The 16,976-nt window shown below is 69.9% G+C and carries 13 protein-coding genes and 1 pseudogene; 9 read left to right on the top strand and 5 right to left on the bottom strand.

The annotated features are described in order from the left end of the window. Nucleotides 1-9 precede the first annotated feature (9 nt). The 7 genes from G3I71_RS11340 to G3I71_RS52910 all read left to right on the top strand — a co-directional run bounded on the left by G3I71_RS11340 (nucleotide 10) and on the right by G3I71_RS52910 (nucleotide 8,747). Nucleotides 10-783 (top strand): Phenylacetic acid catabolic protein, encoded by a 774-nt coding sequence (locus tag G3I71_RS11340; RefSeq protein WP_239149083.1) that lies wholly within the window; start codon nucleotides 10-12, stop codon nucleotides 781-783. A gap of 8 nt (nucleotides 784-791) precedes the next feature. Then, complete coding sequence (locus tag G3I71_RS11335; RefSeq protein WP_343242923.1) at nucleotides 792-1,910, top strand: radical SAM protein; 1,119 nt, start codon at nucleotides 792-794, stop codon at nucleotides 1,908-1,910. A 68-nt stretch (nucleotides 1,911-1,978) separates the two neighbouring features. Beyond that, nucleotides 1,979-5,929, top strand: a complete 3,951-nt coding sequence (locus G3I71_RS11330; RefSeq protein ID WP_164313859.1) for a beta-ketoacyl synthase N-terminal-like domain-containing protein — start codon at nucleotides 1,979-1,981, stop codon at nucleotides 5,927-5,929. Then, nucleotides 5,926-6,288, top strand: a complete 363-nt coding sequence (locus G3I71_RS11325; RefSeq protein ID WP_164313858.1) for an acyl carrier protein — start codon at nucleotides 5,926-5,928, stop codon at nucleotides 6,286-6,288. Before G3I71_RS11330 ends, G3I71_RS11325 begins: the two co-directional genes overlap by 4 nt. After that, on the top strand, nucleotides 6,285-7,103 hold the full coding sequence (locus tag G3I71_RS11320) for a thioesterase II family protein (protein ID WP_164313857.1): 819 nt from the start codon (nucleotides 6,285-6,287) through the stop codon (nucleotides 7,101-7,103). Before G3I71_RS11325 ends, G3I71_RS11320 begins: the two co-directional genes overlap by 4 nt. Then, nucleotides 7,024-8,211, top strand: a complete 1,188-nt coding sequence (locus G3I71_RS11315; RefSeq protein ID WP_164313856.1) for a ferritin-like domain-containing protein — start codon at nucleotides 7,024-7,026, stop codon at nucleotides 8,209-8,211. Before G3I71_RS11320 ends, G3I71_RS11315 begins: the two co-directional genes overlap by 80 nt. A gap of 74 nt (nucleotides 8,212-8,285) precedes the next feature. Beyond that, a complete protein-coding gene (locus G3I71_RS52910) occupies nucleotides 8,286-8,747 on the top strand; it encodes an acyl-CoA thioesterase (RefSeq protein WP_369335568.1) in 462 nt (153 codons plus the stop codon). On the opposite strand, the gene G3I71_RS11305 is transcribed toward G3I71_RS52910, so the two are convergent. After that, a complete protein-coding gene (locus G3I71_RS11305) occupies nucleotides 8,663-9,088 on the bottom strand; it encodes a nuclear transport factor 2 family protein (protein WP_164313854.1) in 426 nt (141 codons plus the stop codon). The genes G3I71_RS52910 and G3I71_RS11305 overlap by 85 nt on opposite strands. Nucleotides 9,089-9,178: 90 nt before the next feature. Here G3I71_RS11305 and G3I71_RS11300 point away from each other — a divergent pair, with 90 nt between their 5' ends. Beyond that, complete coding sequence (locus G3I71_RS11300; RefSeq protein ID WP_164313853.1) at nucleotides 9,179-10,702, top strand: NAD(P)/FAD-dependent oxidoreductase; 1,524 nt, start codon at nucleotides 9,179-9,181, stop codon at nucleotides 10,700-10,702. A gap of 4 nt (nucleotides 10,703-10,706) precedes the next feature. Here the strand turns inward: G3I71_RS11300 and G3I71_RS11295 are convergent, their stop codons facing one another. After that, nucleotides 10,707-11,969 (bottom strand): MalY/PatB family protein, encoded by a 1,263-nt coding sequence (locus G3I71_RS11295; protein WP_343242921.1) that lies wholly within the window; start codon nucleotides 11,967-11,969, stop codon nucleotides 10,707-10,709. A gap of 257 nt (nucleotides 11,970-12,226) precedes the next feature. Continuing rightward, nucleotides 12,227-13,894, bottom strand: a complete 1,668-nt coding sequence (gene mdlC, locus G3I71_RS11290) for a benzoylformate decarboxylase (protein WP_164313852.1) — start codon at nucleotides 13,892-13,894, stop codon at nucleotides 12,227-12,229. A 631-nt stretch (nucleotides 13,895-14,525) separates the two neighbouring features. Between mdlC and G3I71_RS11285 the strand changes: the two are divergent. Next, nucleotides 14,526-15,323: pseudogene (locus G3I71_RS11285) on the top strand (L,D-transpeptidase); the annotation flags it as partial. A gap of 100 nt (nucleotides 15,324-15,423) precedes the next feature. Here G3I71_RS11285 and G3I71_RS11280 read toward each other — a convergent pair. Further along, on the bottom strand, nucleotides 15,424-16,653 hold the full coding sequence (locus G3I71_RS11280) for a beta-ketoacyl synthase (protein WP_164313851.1): 1,230 nt from the start codon (nucleotides 16,651-16,653) through the stop codon (nucleotides 15,424-15,426). Further along, nucleotides 16,650-16,970, bottom strand: coding sequence for an acyl carrier protein (locus G3I71_RS11275; RefSeq protein ID WP_164313850.1), 321 nt, complete (start codon nucleotides 16,968-16,970; stop codon nucleotides 16,650-16,652). Before G3I71_RS11275 ends, G3I71_RS11280 begins: the two co-directional genes overlap by 4 nt. Nucleotides 16,971-16,976 lie beyond the last annotated feature (6 nt).

Raw genomic sequence — 16,976 nt, 5'->3', positions numbered from 1 at the left:
GGACCGAACATGCCGCACAAGACGGCCGGACCCGTGCCGGTGGTGGAGACCCCCGAGGACTTCCGCCGGATGCCGGAGGAGTACCAGGAGCTGGCCACCCACCAGATGATGGTCCATACCGAGGGCGAACTCTCCGGCGCGGACGACTACCTTCAGGTCTTCCTTCCGATCGCGCCCAACGCCTACGAACGCAAGGTGTGCTGCGAGCGGGCCGCGGAGGAGATCGACCACTACATGATCGGGGCGGAGGTGCTCGAGGGTCTCGACATCGACACCACGTACATGCTGCACCAGAAACTCCTGGACCGCGGACTCTATGCCTCGCCCGCCATCCACAACATCAAGACCTGGCCCCAGCGTGCCCTGTTCTCGTACATCGGGGAGAACGCGGTCCTGGACCACATCGAGGAGATGGCCCACTCCAGTTACCGGCCCTGGGCGAACTCCTTCGGGAAGGTCATCAGGGACGAGCACGTCCACGTCGGGCACGGCCGCCGGATCGTCCGCGAGCTGATCAAGGACGAGGCCGGGCGGGAGGAGGTGCAGCAGACGCTGACGCGTATGTGGCCGTTCGTGCTCAGCCTGTTCGGCAGCGAGAACTCCACGCGCACCGAGCAGTACCTGCGCTGGGGGCTGCGGCAGCGCACCAACGCCGAGGCCCGTGATGTGTTCGTGGCCCGGATCCGGCCCGAACTCGCGAGGATGGGGCTGACCATTCCCGGCGCCCTCGCGACATCGGCATCACCCGAGAACGCGGCGGCGGAAGACCCGGCGCAGCTGTGAAGCAGGACGTGACGATCACCCTGCCCTCGGCGCGCGGGAACGCTGCCCCCGGACTGACCGGTTGGGGGCAGCGCCTGCGGGAGTCGCTCGCCGCGGATCCCGAACTTGAGGCCCGCTTCAACGCTGTACGCCAGTTCTCGGCCGGCATCCGCTCCTCCGAATACCACCTGACGAACGCGTGCAACCTCCGCTGCAAGGGCTGCTGGTTCTTCACCTACGAGTTCGAGAAGTCCACGAAGGAGAACACCAGCCTCGACGACCTCAGGGCGTTCGTGAGAGCCGAGGTCGGCCGCGGTGTCAACACGGCGCTGCTGATCGGCGGCGAACCGACTCTCGTCATGGACCGGATCGCCGTCTACCGCGACGCCATGGACTACGTGACGATCTCCACCAACGGTCTCAAACCTCTGCCGCTGGAGGGGTTCGAGGACCTGACCGTGGCCATCTCGCTGTTCGGTGGCGGGCCCCTCGACGACGAACTGCGCGCCATCCGCCCGGGCGGCAGGCGTTTCACCGACCTGTTCGAGACCGCGCTGGAGAACTACCGCGACGACCCGCGGGCCGGTTACATCTACGCCCTCACAGAGAAGGGCATCGACTACATCGAGGACACCGTCCGCCGTATCCGCGCCCATGGCAGCCGGGTCCATTTCAACTTCTACAGCAGCTACGACACCGACGATCCGCTCTACGCCGAACGCACCCGGGAGCTGCTCGTCGAGGCGCTGCGGGTGCAGGCCGCCTACCCGGAGACGGTGATCAGTCACCCGTACTCCATCGAGGTCATGATCACCGGCCGGAGCCACTGGGGGGAGTTCGGCTACGACGTCTGCCCCAGCATCAGTTCCGGTCTCCCGGCCCACCATGACCGTGCGCGCAACGGAAACCCGGTGCTGCCGAAGTTCAACACCTGGGCGGCGGACCTGGAGACCGTCCAGTTCTGCTGCACCAGCGGACACTGCGAGTCCTGCCGGGACAGCCAGGCGGTGTTCAGCTGGCTGATGGTCAGCCCGCACCGCTTCGCCGACTCCCCCGAACTCCTGTGGACGTGGGTGAAGCTCGCCGAGAGCTACTGGAGCCAGTTCTACTGGTCTCCCTTCCACCCGGCCCGTGCGGGGCAACGGTGACACGGTCGGGCTGGAGCATCCCGGACCGCCCGGCTGACGGGCGTATGCCGGTGAACAGCCTGGTGGACATGGTGGGCGCACGTGCCCGCTCGGCTCCCACCGCTGTCGGCTTCCATCTGCACCTGCCCGGGGCCGACGGCGGCGAGTCGATTCAGCAGCTGACGTACGGCCGGCTCGATGCGCGGGCCCGCTGCGTGGCGGCGGCCCTGGTCACCGACGGCGGCCGCCCGCCCGGCAGGCGTGTCGGGCACCGGGCCGCGGTCCTGTTGTATCCGCCGCCGTCCGCCGAGTACATCGCCGCCTTCATCGGCTGTCTGTACGCCGGTGTACTGCCCGTACCGGCCTATCCCCCGCTCAGCGCCGACCAGTGGACCGGACTGAGCGCCATCGCCCGCGACTGCCGCGCGGAACTGGTCTGCACCACGCGGGACCTGGTCGACGGCGTCACGGAGGGGCTGGCGGCTGCGGGTGCCGGCCATCTGCGTGTGGTCGCCACCGACGCGCACACCGAGCCGATGGCGCCGCAGGACGTCGCCCGGCCGGACGCCGGGGATCCGGCCTTCCTCCAGTACACCTCGGGCAGCACGGGGCACCCCAAGGGGGTGATCGTCCGGCACGAGAACCTGCTGGCCAACCTGGAGGTGATCGAGTCGGCCTTCGGCCACACCGGCGACTCCACCGGCGTCATCTGGCTGCCGCCGTACCACGACATGGGGCTGATCGGCGGCATTCTGACCCCGCTGCACCAGGGATTCCCGGTCCATCTCAGCTCGCCGCTGGCCTTCCTGCAGGACCCGCTGTCCTGGCTGCGGCTGGTCACCGCCGTGGGCGCCACCACCAGCGGCGGCCCCGACTTCGCCTACGCCCTGTGCGCGCGCCGGGCCCGGCCGGAAGACGTCGCGGAGCTGGACCTGAGCCGCTGGAGCGTCGCGTTCAACGGTGCCGAGATGCTCCGCCCTCAGACCCTGGACGCGTTCACGGACGTCTTCGCCCCGGCCGGTTTCCGTCGCAGCGCCTTCCTCGCCTGCTACGGGATGGCGGAGTGCACCCTGATGGCCGCCGGAACCGCACTGCGCCGCGAGCCCCTGGTCGTCACCGAGCGGAAGGCGGTGGCCAGCGGGGAGCCGTGCGGTCTGGAGCTGCGGATCGTCTCTCCCGGCGACCGGACGGTAGTGCCCGACGGCGAGGAGGGTGAGATCTGGCTCCGTGGACCGAGCGTGGCCGCCGGCTACTGGGGACGGCCGCAGGAGAGCGAGGCCGCCTTCGGTGCCCGGCTCGCGAACGGCGACGGTCCGTACCTGCGTACCGGCGACCTGGGCTGTCTGCGGGACGGGCAGGTGGTGGTGATCGGCCGGATCAAGGACCTGATCATCGTGCGCGGGCGCAATGTCGCGCCCGCCCAGATGGAGGAGGCGGCCTGGCACGCCGTTCCCGAACTCCGCCCCGGCTGCGCGGCGGCCTTCGCCCTCGACGGCGTGCACGGCGAGGAGGCGGCGCTGGTCGCGGAGGTCCGCGACCGGGAACTTTCTGCCGAGCAACTCGCCTCGGTCGGCCGCCGGACACGGGCCGCGGTCACCGCGGCCTGCGGGGTGAGCCTGCGTCTCACCGTGCTCGTGCCCGCGGGCACGGTGCCGAAGACCAGCAGCGGCAAGGTACGCCGCTCGCTCTGCCGCGATCTGCTGCACCGCGCCGCGCTGGACGAACTGCACCGCACGGACTTCGCATCCGGACCCACCGAGAACGGCCTCCGGGCCGAGGGCCGCACGGCACGCGACACCGTGGCAGGGACCCCGGCAGCCGCTGCCGTGGCGGCGGACGTCACGGCAGCGGACGCGGCGTCGGCCGATGTCATCGCCGAGACCGTGGCCGCGGTACTCGCCGTACCCGTGGACGAGGTGGACCGCCGGCGCACCTGGTCCGAACTCGGTCTGGACTCGCTGGGTCTGGCGGAGGTCGCCGCGGCCCTGCAGAGGCGGACCGGCCGGACCATCCCGATCGGCGTGTTCTTCGACCGTCCGACGGTCGACGACCTCGCGAACGCCCTACGGCAGGACACGGCGGCCGCGCAGGAGGCCGCACCGCAGGACGCACCGGAGGACAAGGCCGCGGCCGAATCCGTCGCCGTCGTGGGCATCGCCTGCCGTATGCCGGGCGGAGCCGACGACAGCGATGCCTTCTGGAACCTGGTACGGCGCGGCAACGACCTGACCAGCGGCCTGCCCGCCGAACGCCGCCGTCTGCTGGGACTTCCGTCCGACGACCATGCCTTCGGCCGGCTCGGGGTGCTCGGTGGGATCGAGTACTTCGACGCGCCGTTGCTGGAGGTCAGCGCCCCGGACGCGAACGCCATGGATCCCCAGCACCGGCTGCTGCTGGAGACCGCGTGGGCGGCGCTGGAGGAGTCCGGGGTGGACCCACGCTCGCTGCGTGACTCCCGTACCGGCGTCTTCGTGGGGATCTCCTCGGCGGACTACGCGCGCGTTTCCGAGGGCGGCAGGCTCTCCCGCTTCACCGGAGTCGGCGTCAGTCCGGCGTCCGCGGCCGGCCGTATCTCGTACCACCTGGGCCTGCGCGGCCCCAGTCTCTCCGTCGACACGGCGTGCTCGTCCTCGCTGACCGCGGTTCATCTCGCGGTTCAGGCACTGCGCCGCGGCGAGTGCGAACTGGCTGTGGCCGCAGGGGTGAACCTGGTCCTGGCGACCGGGCCCACCGAGGCACTGACCCGGCTCGGGGTGCTCTCACCGAGCGGCCGCTGCCGTCCCTTCGACGAGAGCGCCGACGGCTATGTACGCGGTGAGGGGTGCGGGGTCGCGGTGCTCATGCCCCTGTCCACGGCCCGGCGCCGGGGCATGCCGGTCCGCGCGTTGATCCGGGGCAGTGCGGTCAACCACAACGGGGCCGGCAACGGCATCACGGCACCCTCCGGATCCGCGCAGCGAGCGGTGATGGCCGAGGCGCTGCGCGATGCCGGACTGATACCTCGTCAGATCGATTACGTGGAAGCACACGGCTCCGCCACACCGGTCGGCGACGCCATCGAACTCGACTCGATCGGCGCGGTCTACGGCGCCGACCGGGCGGCCGGAGAAGCGGAAGGCGAACCGGTGCGGATCGGCTCGGTGAAGGCGTCCGTCGGGCACCTGGAAGCGGCGGCCGGTATCGCCGGACTGATCAGGACCGTGCTGGCGCTCGAACACGCCGAGTTCCCCGCCCTCCCGCTCAGGCACGGCCCCAACCGGAAGGCCGACTGGGCCGGCACCCGCCTGTCCACGGCCGCGGAGCCTCTGCCCTGGCCGGCCGCGGCCCGGCCCCGGACGGCGGCCGTGAGTTCCTTCGGCTTCAGCGGTACGAACGTCCACGTCGTCCTGGAGGAAGCCGAGCGCCCCGCGCCGGCGGTGCCGTCGTGGCGCCGGGTGATCGTCCCGGTGTCCGCCAGGACCGAGGCCGCGTTGCGCGAGTCCGTCGTCAGGCTGGCTGCCGCCCTGGCCGGCACCGAACCGGACCTGCCCGCTGTCGCGGCGACCCTGAGCGGGCATCGTACGCGCTTCCCCCGTCGCGCGGCCTTCCACGGCGCCACCCTGCCAGAACTGCTGGAAAAGCTCGACAAGTGGCTCACAGCGCCGATGCCGGCCGCCTCCGTGATCCCGCCACCGCCCGTGCGGCTCACCGCCTGCCCGGCCCCGGACGGCAAGCGGACGCTCGGGTTCCAGACCGCCGCCTCGACCCTGCGTTCCTGGGGTGTCCCCGTCGTGGAGGACTTGGCGAAGGCAGCCGGCGGCACCTCGGCAACGGCCGCCCGGGCCCACTTCCTCGCCGGCCGGGACGGCGAACGCCCGGTGCCGGTGGACCTGGTGGACCTCGAAGCGCTGTTCACCACCGCGTGCACGCACTACGCGCTCGGCGGCGATCTCGACCTCGCCGCGGTCAACGGCCCCGCGACCCGACGGGTCCGACTGCCCGCCTATCCCTTCGAGAAACGCCGTTACTGGATCGACGCAGGACGACGGAGGACGCCATGACCGCCCCCAGTACACCGGACACCGACCTGCAGGAACTCCTGGCCCAGTCCCGTACTCCGGAGAGCGGACCGGACAACGGACCTGCCTCGCGTGCCGCTCTCGGCTATCTCGTCGCACTGATCCGCGAAGGCCTGGACCTCGACGAGCAGGAAAGCGTGCCGGACGACCTGCCCATCGGTGACCTCGGAGTGGACTCCCTGCTCGCCCTGGAGATCGGCGACCGCGTCCAGAACGACACCGGGGTCGTCCTCACCGCTGAGACCCTCGCGGACCAGCCGACCCTCACCCAGCTCGCCGAACGCATCGCCGCCGAACTTCCCTCCGCGCTTCCCTCCGAACTTCCCGCGGAACGGGTATGACCACGGACGTCATCGCCACCCTCTACTGCGTGCCCTACGCGGGCGGGACGGGCCAGGCCTACGCCCGCCTCAACCACCGCGCCAAGGACACACCGCGCCTCGCCGGACTCGACCTGCCGGGCCGGGGCACGCGGCGCGGCGTGCCGCCCGCCCACACGTCGGCCGAGGCGGTGGCCGCACTGGCCGGGCAGGTGCGGGCAGAGCTGAGGACGAAGCCGCCTTCGTCGCGCTACGGCCTGTTCGGGCACAGCTTCGGGGCTCTTCTCGCGCACCTCCTCGCGGCCGAGTTGAGTGCGGGCCACGACGTTCCCCCGGCCGTACTGGTGGTCTCCAACTGCCCGCCTCCGCATCTGATCGGACATTTGGACGGCAGTGCGGACGTACTGCTGGAGGTGGCAGCCCGCGCCCTGCGTGACACCGTCCGCCCGGGTGCCGGGCCCGGACCGGGCCGGGTACGTGATGCCAGTGTCGAGTTCGGCCGAAGGGATTTGGCGCTGCTGCGGCACGGCCCGAAGGGGGAACCACCCCTGCTCGACATCCCGGTCGCCGGCCTGTGCGGAACCGACGACCCTCTCCAGCCCGGCCGGACCATGGCGGCCTGGGCTCGCTGGACCCGCTCCCGCTTCGTCCTGCGAGCGGTACCGGGTGGCCACTTCTGCTTCCGCGACCACCCGGGCCCGTACCTCGACGCCCTGCGCAGCCAGCTGATGACAACCACCGGAGCGAAGGCTGACGATGCACACGACGACCGATGCGAGCCCGCCCGACGAGGCGGACACCGCCCCTCCCCTGCAGCTCGTGGACACCGGCACTGACCTGGGTTCCGGCTTCCACGTACCGGCGTCCGGCGACGCCCGGATGACCTGGGAGTACGACCTGAGTGACCAACGGCTGATGACGCTCTACCAGCGAGGCAAGGACCGGCAGTGGGACGCGGCCACCCGCATTCCCTGGGAACTCGACGTCGACCGCGACAACCCCCTGGGCCAGCCCGAGGAACTGATCCCGATCCATGGCTCGCGGGCCTGGGAGCGCTTCGGCCATGACCGGCGGTTCGTCGCCCAGCTCTTCCTGCACACCACCGCCTGGCAGTTCAGTCAGTTCCTGCACGGTGAGCAGGGTGCCCTGGTGTGCGCCGCGCGGATCGTGGAGACCGTCCCGGACCTGGAGTCGAAGTTCTACGCCAGCACCCAGGTCATCGACGAGGCCCGGCACCTGGAGGCGTACGGCCGATTCGTCCGCGAGAAGCTGGGTCTCCTGTACCCGGTCAACGACGCGCTGCGCACCCTCCTGGAGCAGATCCTGGCGGACTCCCGGTGGGACCTGCCCTTTCTCGGCATGCAGGTACTGATCGAAGGCCTGGGACTGGCATCCTTCGGCCTCCTCCGCGACACCACCGCCAACGGCGTCGCGCCGCTGCCACACGCCCTCCTGGCCTACGTCATGCAGGACGAGGCACGGCATGTCGCCTTCGGCCGACTGGCCCTGCGGCAGCTCTACTCGGAACTGTCCGACACAGAACGAAGGGACCGCCAGGAATTCATCATCGAGGGCTCCAGGCTGCTGTTCCGCAGGTTCCGCGGCGACGAGATATGGCAGGTGCTGGGGCTCGACCATGCCGACTGCGTCGAGACCGTCGAGAAATCGCCGTCGATGAGGGCGTTCCGCAGCCTGCTGTTCACCCGTGTGGTGCCCACGCTGCGGGACATCGGGCTGTGGGACGAACGGGTGGCATCGGCCTACGAGAAGCTGGGCGTCATGCGGTACGCGAAACACGACCTGGACACGCTCATGGCCGGCGACGAGGATGCGGCGCTCGCCGCCGACCGAGAACAGCGTGAACTCGCCCTGCGCAGGGCCCAGGTGCACGAAACCATGGTCGTGGGGGCCGCCCCGCCCGCGGAGGGCACAGCCTCCGCCTGACCCATCCCGACCCACGACGGAGGACGGCCTTGGCGCCAGCCCCGAACAGCCCCGACCACTCCCGCTTCCGCTGCGTGCAGCGCTTCGAAGTGCCCTTCCACGACGTGGACATGCTGGGCCACGTCAACAGTGTCGCCTATCTACGCTGGGCGGAGAGCGCCCGTGCGGTCTACCAGGGCGATGTGCTCAAGGAGGACGTGGACGGCCCACGCGGATTCGTGGTGGGCCGGATATCCCTTTCCTACGCGCAGCCACTGCATTTCCGCGATCCCGTCTGCGTGGGTGTCAGGATCTCCCGGATCGGGGGCAAGTCGTTCACCTTCGAGTACGCCATGTGGCATGAAGGAAACGGAATTCCGGCTGCCGAGGGCGAGTCGTCCATGATCGCTTACAACGTCGTCGAAGCGTGCTCCATCGCCGTCCCCCAGTCATGGCGGACCGCGGTGGAAACCTATGAACCAGAACCACCCGCAGGCCTCCGGCCAGAATTCGATCCACCGACCTCGGGCCTCACATCCCAGTCCTCGTCCCCATAGGCACCAAGCCCCCGACAGATCAGGCCCTCCCGGAAGGCCAGCACCTCCGAGACCGCCTGGCCCCGCTCGTTGCGGTAGTTGATGACCACGGTACCGACGGAGATCCGGACGTCCTCGACGGTGAAACGAAGCCCGGGCAGATATCTCAACGCGGCGGCCCAGTACGCGCGCAGGGCGTCCTTTCCGTGCACTTCTCCCGACGGATCGCCAAGTAACCGGACAATGCCGGGCGAGGCGAAGACGACGTCATCGGTGTAGTGAGCCAGGATGCGCTCCAGATCGTGGGAGTTCCACGCCTCGGCCCATTCCCTGGCGAACCGCTCAGCAAAGAAAAGGTCCATGTCCAACGACGCTAGCACGCACACCAAATGATCGGTTCGTGGATCGACTTCACGTAATTCCAGCGCACTTGACGCCCCCGGGAGAGAAGCATGGACGACAACGCGCCCAAGGCGGAGGACACGGTGCACACGGTCGAGGTCGCCGTCGTGGGGGCGGGATTCTCCGGCCTGGGCATGGGAGCACGGCTCAAGCAAGCGGGAATCGACGACTTCGTGCTCCTGGAGCGGGCCATGGACGTCGGCGGGACCTGGCGGGACAACAGCTATCCCGGCGCCACCTGCGACATCCCCTCCATCCTGTACTCCTTCTCGTTCTTCCCCAACCCCAGGTGGAGCCGTTCCTTCTCCACCCAACCGGAGATCCACGACTACCTGCGGCGCAGCGTCGACGTCTTCGGGCTCGGTCCCCATCTGAGGCTGCGTCACAAGGTGCGCGAAGCCGCCTGGGACGAGTCGGCGGCCCGCTGGAAGATACGGGTCACCTCGCCCCTTGGCGACACGGTCTACCGGGCGCGCTTCCTCGTCTCCGCGACCGGGCCGCTCAGCCTCCCGGCCGTGCCGGACCTCCCCGGCCTCGCCGAGTTCCGGGGACCGGTCTTCCACTCCTCGCGGTGGAACCACGAGTTCGACCTCGCGGGCCGGAAAGTCGCAGTGATCGGCACCGGCGCCTCCGCGATCCAGGTCGTGCCCGCGATCCAGCCGCAGGTGGCCCGGCTCGATCTCTACCAGCGGACCCCGCCCTGGGTGATTTCGCGGCACGACCGTACGCTCACCCGGACCGAGCACGAGCTCTACTCCCGGCTTCCGGCACTCCAACAGCTGGTCCGGCAGGCCCTGTTCTGGAGCCGGGAGAGCTATGTCCTCGGCTTCGTCGGGGGGCACGTCCGCATCCGGAAGGCGCTTCAGGCGCTGGCACTGCGGCATCTGAGCCGCAGCGTGGCCGATCCGGAACTGCGCGAGCGACTCACTCCCGACTTCGCCTTCGGCTGCAAGCGCGTCCTGCTCTCCAACGACTACTACCCGGCGGTCGCCGCAGCCAATGTCGGCCTGATCACCGACGGCATCGCCGAGGTCGGGGCGGACACCGTGGTCTCCCGGGACGGCACGGAACGCCGTACCGACGCCATCGTGCTGTGCACCGGTTTCCGCACCACCGACCCGCCCATGGCGCACGGCATCAGCGGACGCGGCGGGCAGCGGCTCTCCGAGGCATGGGCCAAGGGCATGCGGGCCCACCAGGGGGTGATGGTCTCCGGTTTTCCCAACCTGTTCTTCACCATCGGCCCGAACAGCGGTCTGCCGCACTCCTCGATGACCCTCGTCATCGAGGCACAGATCCGCTATGCCGTCGACTGCATCGCCCAGATGCGCGACCACTCGATCGCCGACATCGAGGTACTGCCGCAGACCGAGGCGGCGTACAACGCGCGCCTGCAGCGGCGGATGTCCGACTCCGTGTGGACCACCGGCGGCTGCAGCAGCTGGTATCTGGACCCACGCACCGGCACCAACACCACCCTGTGGCCGGACTACACCTGGCGCTTCCAACGAATGAACCGCACCTTCAGCCCTGCCGGACACCGCGCCCGCACCCTCGGCCGGCTCCGGGTGTGACCTCTCAGGTCCGGCCGGGCGGATCAGTCCGCTTGGTGGCACGTCCCATCCTGGTGAGTGCCTGGCGCAGGATGGCGGGTGTGGTGGCGAAGTTGAGGCGTACGCAGCCGGCGCCGCCGGCGCCGAAGACATGGCCTGAGCTGACGGCGACGCGGGCTTCGTCGAAGAACATCCTGGCCGGCCCCGCCAGGTCGCTGACGATTCCGGGGCCGCTGGAGGGGTTGTCGTCGTGCAGTCCGAGGCGGGTGCAGTCCAGCCAGGCGAGATAGGTGCCCTGGGGCGGGGTGTACCGCACGTCCGGGAGGTGTTCCTCGATCAGTTTGCCCAGCAGGCTGCGGTTGGCGTCGAGTCCGACGAGGAGTTCGTCGAGCCAGTCGGTGGCGTCACGGAACGCCACGGTGTGGGCGAGGACCCCCAGGTGGCTGGGGCCGTGGCTGACCTCTTCGGGCATACGCCGGAGATCCTCCGCGGCGTCGGTTCCGGCGATGGCTACGGCGGCCTTGAGACCGGCCAGGTTCCATGCCTTGGACGCGGAGGTGACGGTGAAGCCGTTCTCGGAGCCGGGAACGCTGAGGAAAGGGGTGAAGTGGGCCCCGTGCAGGGCCAGCGGGGCATGGATTTCGTCGGACACCACCCGGACGCCGTGGCTGAGAGCGAGCGCGGTGACCGCTTCGAGTTCGGTGCGCGTGTGGACGACGCCGGTCGGGTTGTGCGGGTTGCTCATCAGGAAGGCGGCGCGGCGGCCGTGGCGCCGGGCGCGTACGAAGGCGTCTTCGAGTGCGCCGAGGTCGATTCGGAGGTCGGAGCCGAGGCCGGCCTCGATGATGTGCCGGCCGTCGTGGGAGACGAACGCGTAGAACGGGGGGTACACGGGGGAGCAGACGACGACCGCGTCGCCGGGGCTGGTGATGAGGCGGAGGATTTCGACGATGCCCATCATGACGTCGGGGACGATCGCGGTGTTCTCCACGCGCAGACCGTCCCACTGCCATCGCCTGGCGGCGAAGGAGGCAAGGGATTCGGCATAGGCGGTGCCGTAGGGGTATCCGGTGTCTCCGAGCGTGACGGCCCGTTGCAGGGCGTCGGCGATGGCGGGTGCGAGGGGGACGTCCATCTCCGCCACCCAGAGGGGGAGGACGTCTGCGGGGTGCGCCCGCCACTTCATGCTGGTGCGCTGCCGCAGCTGCTGCAGGGACAGCTGGACGAGAGGATCGGTCCGGCCGCCGTCGGCGGGCTCGGAGGGTGCCTGGTAGTCGGTTTCGCTCACGCGTGCTCCCTTTGCCCGGAAGTCCAGGGCCGTGTGGTGGTCTGTCCTGCTGAACCGCGCGCTGCGTGGGACGTGCACGCTGAGATTGCGAGTCAGGTCCCCAGGGACAGGCTGGGAACCTCAGGTGCGTACCGGGCAGGTTGACCCGGGCGGCCGAGCGGGGGAAGGGAAAGCGGAAAGTCGAGGCCGTCGACGGTCAGGAGCCGCACCACGCGGGTCTCCTCGTGGTTGTGGCCCTCTGCGCCGGTCGACACGGTTCACCCTCGCTCCGCCGAGTTCAGACTCGATTTGGTTGCCGTGGTGCTGGAAGGTGTGGCGCCGTCGCTGTTCCAGCGGTAGGGCGAGGGGGCGAGGGCGGCTTCGATGAGATGGGGATGGGCATCGGCCAGGGAATGGTCCAGGGCCTGGCGGAGTTGATCAGTGGTTTCTGCGCGGGTGGTGGAGATACCGTAGCCGCGGGCGAGAGCGGTGATGTCGATGCCGGGGAGGTCAAGGCCGGGGATGTGCCCGGTGCCCAGACGGTTGCCCCAGTCCTTGAGAATCGCGTACTCGTTGTTGTTCAGGACCACGACCGTCAGAGGGATGCGCCGCTGTGCGGCGGTCCACAGGGCCTGCACTGTGTACTGGAGGGAGCCGTCACCCAGGATGGCCAGCACGGGCCGGTCGGGGCAGGCCAGCTGGACCCCGATGGCGCCGGGCAGGCCGAAGCCGAGCCCGATGGCACCGGCCATGTGGAAGCCGCCAGGGCGGCGTACTGGAACGCGGGCCCAGAACTGCGGTAGTTGGCGGATGGCCTCGTTGACGACGATGGTTTCGGCGGGAAGGGCGCGGGCGACGACGTCGAAGATCTCCTCGGTGCTCAGCCGACCGGGTACCGTGGCCTTCCGGGGAGCGGGAAGAACCGGACGCTCGGGCAGGACGCGGCCGCTGGGCGGTACCTGGGCGAGCAGGGTGTGGACTGCCGCGTCGGGGGCACCGATATAGGTGTCGCCGGCCACGGCTCGCGCCGCGGTGTGCGGGTCGGCGGTGACCGAGACGAGTTCGGTGCCTTCGGGCAGAGCGGGCGCGGGGTCGTGGGGGTAGTAGGTGAACACCGGGCAGCCCAGAGCGATCACGAGGTCGTGACCGTTCAGGGCGGAGCGGACCGAGCGGGCGTCCATGGGCAGCGTGCCGCGGAAGGCGCGATGGCCGGTGGGATATCCGCAGCGGGGGGAGAACCCGGATAGCCAGACCGGTGCCGCGAGATGCTCGGCGAGCCGGGCCACGTGGTCGAAGCCATGTGTGGTGTCCAGTTCGTGCCCGACGACCAGGACCGGGGTGCGGGCGGCTGCGACCAGGTCACACAGATCCTCGACGGCCTGCGCGCCCAGTACGCCTCCGCCTACGACGCCTCTCGAAACGGTGGGACGGTAGTGCGCCGGATCGCATTCTCGATCCCAGTCGTCCATCGGTACCGATACGCATACCGGTCCGGCCGGCGGCTGGGTGGCCAGATGGATGGCCTGGGCCAGGATCGCTGGAACGTCCTCGGCACGCGTCGGCTCAGCCGCGAACTTCACGGTGCCCAACGGCAGCAGGGTCGGATGCTGGTTGGCCAGTGCGGCCGGGGTCGCCAGCAGCGGGCGGGCCTGCTGGCCCACCAGCGCGACGACGGGGCTGTGCGAGGCGGCGGCGTTGACCAGTGAGCCCATCCCGTTGCCCAGCCCGACCGCGCTGTGCAGGTTGACCAGGGCCGGGCGCCGGGAGGCCTGGGCGTAGCCGTCGGCCATGGCGGTCGCGGTGGCCTCGTTCAGGCTCAGGACGTAGGAGAAGTCGGGTGGCAGGTCGGCCAGGAACGGGATCTCGGTACTGCCGGGGTTGCCGAACAGCGTGGTCATCCCGTGGTTGCGCAGCAGGTCCAGTACGGCATCACGGACGGTGGGCATGGCGTCTCCCTTGGTTCGGAACGTGTCCGAGATGTGAGGGAAGGAGAACGGAGTGACTCATCGGGTGCGGCCGGACCCGCGGCGGGAAGGACACGCATACAGGACGCCGAGCCGCGTCGTTGTACCTGGCCGTTGAGGGAGGAAGGAACATGGCGGTCGTTGTGGTTCAGTGTGGCCGCCCCATGTAACCGACGGCTGAATGCCTCACCCGGTTGGCAGCGGCGCGCAGAGTCACTTCGCGCTCGACAGCGCGCTGGGGGAAGAGGCGCGGGAGCCCTTTCCGCCCCCGGCTTTGCAGTAGCAGGGCGGCAGCCGTCGCGGGGGCAGCCGGTGCCCCGGACTTGTTCAGGCACCGTCGTCAGTGAACCGATGAGACCGGAAACCGGATCGGGAGGGTCCGCATCAGGCGAGCGGTGGTGAACCGGCCGGTGCCGGGCGGAAGGCGTGCAACATCGAGTGCGAGATCGACGGACCCCAGCGCGAGCACACCGACCTGTTCCAGGGTGGCGAACGGATTCCAAGGTGCCTGCTGAGTCTGGTACGGCGGTTGTCCGGTCATGTTCCGGTGCCTCTCTGCCGACAGATCGTCAAGGAGTGTCCAGTCAACCGACCGGGTATGTGGCTCCGTCCCGGCCAGCCGGTCACGGCCGAACTGGACGCGCCCATCAGGGACCTGCCGGCCCGGAGGACCGTCGAGGATGCTCTCAAGGTCGAGTCGACCCCGCCGGCCGAAGGCGCCTGGCACTGGGTCGACGACAGGACCCTGCACTACCGGCCCCGGCTGTACTGGCCCGCCCGCGCCACCGTCCGCGTCCGCAGCGAGCTGGGGGATGTGAGGATCGCGCACGGCCTGTACGGCGGCGTCGCCGGGGCATGGGGATTTGCCACCGGCGACCGGGTGGAGAGCGTGATCGACGCCGCGTCCCATGTCATGACGGTCCTCCGCAACGGCCAGGTCATCAGGAACCTGCCGGTCACCACCGGCAGGCCCGGCTTCCCCACCCGCAACGGCATCAAGGTGGTACTCGCCCGCGAACGTGTGGTGCGGATGCGCAGCACCAGTATCGGCATCCCCGCGGGCAGCCCCGACTCGTTCGACCAACTGGTGCGCCACGCCGTCCGCCTGACGCGCAGTGGCGAGTACGTGCACGCGGCCCCGTGGTCCGAGGGATCGCAAGGACACGCCAACGTCAGCCACGGCTGCGTCGGTATGAGCACCGGCAACGCGGCCTGATTCTACGGCGTCGTACGACAGGGAGACATCGTCCAGGTCGTCCACAGCCACGGCGCGGCGATGCCGCCGTTCGGCAACGGCTTCGGCGACTGGAATCTCTCCTGGAACACCTGGCGCAACGGCAGCGCGCAGCACACCCGCCCCCAGGAGGCCCTGAACGTGGCCGACCCGGGCCGGCTTCGCCCGCAGCTCTGACGCGTAAAAAGGGCCTGGCCAGGGCGGGTGTGGGCAGGCCTGGGTGCCCGGTGGGCACGGTGGGCCGCCGGGTGTTTGGGTTGTCGGTCAGGCGTTATGGTCACGAGGTCGTTGTGGTGAACAGGGAGACTGCGTTCTGGCCGCCGAAGCCGAAGGAGTTGCTGAGGGCGGCCCGGATCGGCGATGGGCGAGGGGATTTGCGTACGACGTCCAAGTCGATGTTCGGATCGGGCGTGTGGAGATTGGCGGTGGGTGGGATGGTCTGGTGCTGGAGGGTGAGTACGGTCACCGCCGCTTCGATGCCGCCCGACGCACCCAGGGCATGGCCCAGGACGCTCTTGTTCGCGGTGACGGACGGGGGTGTGCCGAAGACCGTGTGCAGGGCATGGGATTCGGCGGTGTCGTTGAGCAGGGTCGAGGTTCCGTGCGCGTTGACGTGGTCGATGTCGGCGGGGCTCAGCCCGGCGTCGCGCAGGGCCGCTCGCATCGCGTCGGCGGCGCCGCGGCCCTGGGGGTGTGGGGCTGAGATGTCGTGGGCGTCGCTGGAGGCTCCGAAGCCGGCCAGTACGGCTCGGGGGCGGGCGCTGCGGGCGGCCGCGTGTGCGGCGCGTTCGAGGACGAGAATGCCGGCCCCTTCCCCTAGGACGAAGCCGTCCCGGTCCCGATCGAAGGGCCTGGAGGCTCCGGCGGGGTCGTGCGTACGCCTGGACAGCGCGCGCATTTGCTGGAAGCAGGCGACCACTCCGGGGTGACAGCCTGATTCGGCGCCGCCGGTGACGGCGATGTCGCAGGCGCCGCCGCGCAGCAGATCCCGGGCGATGCCCAGCGCGGTCGTGCCGGAGGCGCAGGCGGTGGCCACGGACAGGCTCGGACCGCGAGTCCCGAGGTCGAGTGTGACCTCGGCGGGAACCATGCTGGGGACGCTGCGGACGATGGCCAGCGGTGACATCCTGTTTGCCCGGCCATCGTTGTACCGGCCGAATTCCTGCGGATACCGCTCCAGGCTGTTGCTGCCGACGCCGAGGATCACGGCCACACGCGTCGGATCCCATTCGCCGATGTCGAGTCCGGCGTCGGCGACCGCCTCCCGTGCTGCGACGAGTGCCAGCTGGGTGCAGCGGTCCAGCCGCCAGGAGAGCGAGCGGCCCAACAGCCGGCCCGCGTCGAAGTCGGGGACCCGGCAGGTGAAGTCGACGTCCAGATGGGTGAGTTCGGGATCCGTGGACGCTGTCGGACGGCCGGCCACCAGTCCCTGCCAGGTCGCGTCGATACCGATGCCGGCCGGGGTGACCAGGCCGGTACCGGTGACTGCGATGTCGTCGTGCCTCATCGGCTGGGTTCCACCGTCGTCGGCAGGACCTGCTCACTGGGCTCGGTTGGCGACGGCGGGAGCCCGTGGGCAGCGCAGTCAGCGGGTCTCGATGCGAGGGCATGGTCGAGCGCGGTGGCGGTCTCTGCCAGCGTGGAGCGGGCGTCGACGCCCTCCAGCCGGGCGCCGGTGCGCTCCTCGACGATGACACCCAGTTCGAGGAGGGCGAGCGAGTCGAGGCCCAGGCCGGCGAAGGTGCTCTCCGGCCGCAGTGCCGCACGAGAGCGCCCGAGCGAGTCGGTGAGGATACCGACGATCTGGCCGTAGCTTGCAGACATGCTGAT

This window comes from Streptomyces sp. SID12501, assembly GCF_010550245.1.
GTDB lineage: Bacteria > Actinomycetota > Actinomycetes > Streptomycetales > Streptomycetaceae > Streptomyces.
This window is presented reverse-complemented; position numbering and strand designations above follow the sequence as displayed.